General features: G+C 39.5%; 3 protein-coding genes. All 3 read left to right on the forward strand.

The features are described 5' to 3' along the window. The first annotated feature begins 593 nt into the window (after positions 1-593). Complete coding sequence (locus tag EDC44_RS12805; protein ID WP_131979773.1) at positions 594-1,970, forward strand: tyrosine phenol-lyase; 1,377 nt, start codon at positions 594-596, stop codon at positions 1,968-1,970. Between the two features lie 103 nt (positions 1,971-2,073). Next, positions 2,074-3,288: an aromatic amino acid transporter gene (locus tag EDC44_RS12810; RefSeq protein WP_131979777.1), complete on the forward strand. Its 1,215-nt coding sequence runs from the start codon at positions 2,074-2,076 to the stop codon at positions 3,286-3,288. 114 nt (positions 3,289-3,402) lie between these two features. Next, positions 3,403-3,629 (forward strand): transposase (locus EDC44_RS12815; RefSeq protein ID WP_165870272.1); only part of this gene is annotated, 227 nt, incomplete at its 3' end.

Consider the following 3,629-nt stretch of genomic DNA (forward strand, 5'->3'; position numbering starts at 1 on the left):
AGAGACGGTATTTTTGAGCATAGACATTTCCTTTTTCGATATGCCTATTAGATCAAACCTCTAGATGGATGTCTAGAGGTTTGTCAGCGGTCTGAGGATTAAGTTCAATGAACTTAATCCTTTGTTTATTGGTGTAATAGACAAAAATGTGGGAAAAAGTGTGGTTAAAGCCTTAACTATCAGGCTTCATTACACTTTATAGCAACTATTTTGTCCATTACACCTAGGGAAATTGAAGCCGATATCACGGCAACTTCAAATCTTAAATATTCATTTTAAAACAATTAATTAAAGGGAGTTTAGCTTGGTTATCCAGGACAGCCCCTTTATTTTTATTAAAATTTAGTCCAAAGGTATATTAAGACGCACAATTATAATCATGCTCTATATGGTGCTCAATAGATAAAAAAAATAATTTTTTATTTTGTGATCTTATTCAAAAATCGGATAAAAACCTGTTGATCTGGTGTAAATATAAATTTACACTTCATTTCGAAAGTAAGGTGTAAGAAAGGTTTATTATCTTTCTATAACAATAACTTAGTCGTCTTTCTGTAATAGTTATTTTTATTTATCAATATGGAGATATTAATATGAAACACTATCCTGCAGAGCCGTACAAAATTAAAGCTGTTGAACCTATTGCTATGACCACTCGCGAACAACGTGAAGCTTATATGAAAAAAGCCGGTTATAACACTTTCTTATTAAACTCACAAGAAGTCTATATTGATTTATTAACCGATAGCGGTACTTCTGCTATGAGTGATAAACAATGGGCGGGCTTGATGATTGGTGATGAAGCCTATGCCGGTAGCCGTAACTTCTTACATTTGCAAGAAGTTGTGCGTGAATACTATGGATTTAAATATGTTGTTCCGACTCACCAAGGACGCGGTGCGGAAAACTTACTTTCCACCATAATGATCAAACCGGGCGACTATGTGCCGGGTAACATGTATTTCACCACAACTCGTGCTCACCAAGAACGTAACGGTGCAACATTTGCAGATATCATCATTGACGAAGCACACGATTCCCAAATTGATTTACCGTTTAAAGGTAATATTGATGTAAAAAAATTACAAAAATTAATTGATGAAGTGGGCGCGGATAAAATCCCCTATATTTGCTTAGCGGTGACCGTAAACCTAGCGGGTGGACAACCGGTGAGCATGGCAAATATGCGTGAAGTAAAAACCTTGTGTTCAAAACATGGTATTAAAGTGATGTTCGATGCCACTCGTTGCGTAGAAAATGCTTACTTCATTAAAGAACGCGAAGAAGAGTATAAGGATGCCACCATTCGCGATATTTTAAAAGAAATGATGAGTTACGCTGACGGCTGTACTATGAGCGGTAAAAAAGACTGTTTGGTAAATATCGGCGGTTTCTTATGTCTCAATGATGATGACTTGTATCAAAAAGCCTGTGAACTTGTTGTTTTATTTGAAGGCATGCCATCTTACGGTGGTTTGGCCGGTCGTGATATGGAAGCTATGGCGGTAGGGATCACCGAATCTGTTGATTTCCATTACATCCAACATCGTGTAGCACAATGCTATTACCTCGCAGACAAACTGGAAGCTGCGGGTGTACCGATTGTAAAACCTGTTGGCGGACATGCGGTATTCTTGGATGCAAAAAAATTCCTTGATCATATTCCGCAAGAGCAATTCCCGGCTCAAATGTTGGCAGCTCAAATTTATATTGAATCCGGTGTTCGCAGCATGGAGCGCGGCATTGTATCCGCAGGACGCGATAAAGTCACCGGTAAAAACCATACGCCAAAACTTGAGTTGGTGCGTTTAACCATTCCTCGTCGTGTTTATACCTACACTCACTTAGACCATGTAGCTGAAGGTATTATTAAACTTTATAAGCACAGACATGAAATTAAAGGTTTGGATATGGTTTATGAGCCGAAACTGCTTCGTTTCTTCACGGCACGTTTTGAGCCTAAAGCGTAATTTTTCTCATTAAGGCATTGCTACGGCAATGCCTTTTGTTATTCATTATGTCTTGCTGTATTCATTTTGATTGAATGAAATATAGACAAAAGGAGATCGCATTATGAATAAAACTTTGGGAAGCACTCTATTAGTATCCGGTACAATGATCGGTGCCGGTATGCTTGCGATGCCGTTGACCTCCGCAGGTATTGGTTTTACCTTTACCGTCGTATTATTACTGTCACTTTGGGTTTTATTAACCTACAGCGCCTTGCTATTTGTTGAAGCTTATCAAACCGCAGAAAGTGATGCCGGTATCGGGACGCTCTCGGCGATTTATTTTGGTTCGATAGGGCGATTTATTTCAACTGCCGCCTTATTAATTTTCTTATACGCACTACTCTCTGCTTATATTACCGGCGGCGGTGGATTATTGGCAACAATTCTCCCTGAAATGGGCGATGCCGATACAAAATCAAAAGTATCTATCGGTATTTTTACTGCCTTATTCGGTTCATTTATCGTGATAGGCACAAAAACTACGGACGCTTTAAACCGCATTTTATTTGTTATTATGCTGGTAGCATTAGCGGGCGTGTTAATGCTGATTGTTCCTGAAATTCAGTTTTCAAATTTAATGGCAATGCCGATTGATAATGCCTTATTAATTTCTGCCAGTCCTGTATTTTTCACCTCATTCGGTTTTCACGGATCAATTCCGAGTTTGAATAAATATCTGAACGGCGACGTAAAAGCACTGCGTATATCTATTATCGTAGGATCTGCAATTACGTTCATCGGATATATTATTTGGCAATTCGGTACTCACGGTGTCTTAACGCAATCCGTCTTCTTACAAATATTGCAAGATGACCCGACACTAAATGGATTAGTGGCAGCGACACGTCAAGTTACAGGAAGTGACATTATCGCAAGCGTAGTGAAAGTGTTCTCTGCACTGGCACTTATTACTTCATTCCTAGGGGTTGCGTTGGGATTATTGGAATGTATCGAAGACTTACTGAAACGTGTATTTAAGATCAAAGCCGGAAGAATCAGCTTGGGAATTCTCACATTTTTCCCACCGCTCTTATTCGCATTTTTCTATCCGAAGGGCTTTATTTTAGCCTTAGGTTATGCCGGACAAATGTTTGCTTTCTATGCAGTAGTATTACCTGCTGCCTTGGTATGGAAAATCAGACGCTTACATCCGAATCTGGCGTATCGCGTACCCGGCGGGAACTTACTACTGCTCTTATCAGCCATTCTCGGCATCATCATCACATCCATTCCATTTATTATCCAAGCCGGATTATTACCAACCGTAGTCGGTTAATCTTAAAAAATAAAATCCATTATATGTGACTATAATGGATTTCAGACCGCTGACAAACCTCTAGACATACATCTAGAGGTTTGCTCTAATAGGTCTATCGAAAAGGAAATGCCTATGCTCAAAAACACTCTCTCCCCACAATATGAACTCGAGATGATAAGTCTCGAACAACTTGTACCCAAAGACCATCTTGTCCGCAAAGTGGCTAAAGCCATTGATTTTGAGTTTATCCGCGATGAAGTCGCTCATCTGTATTGCCACGATAACGGTCGTCCTGCCGTTGACCCCGTTCGTTTGTTCAAGATAATGCTACTCGGCTATCTTTTCGGCATTAAAAGCGA

This window comes from Cricetibacter osteomyelitidis, from assembly GCF_004340985.1.
Classification (GTDB): Bacteria; Pseudomonadota; Gammaproteobacteria; order Enterobacterales; family Pasteurellaceae; genus Cricetibacter; species Cricetibacter osteomyelitidis.

Excerpts from the sequence above, each read along its gene's own strand:
- EDC44_RS12805 (WP_131979773.1), top strand. The coding sequence starts at position 594 with ATGAAACACTATCCTGCAGAGCCGTACAAAATTAAAGCTGTTGAACCT.
- EDC44_RS12810 (WP_131979777.1), top strand. The coding sequence starts at position 2,074 with ATGAATAAAACTTTGGGAAGCACTCTATTAGTATCCGGTACAATGATC.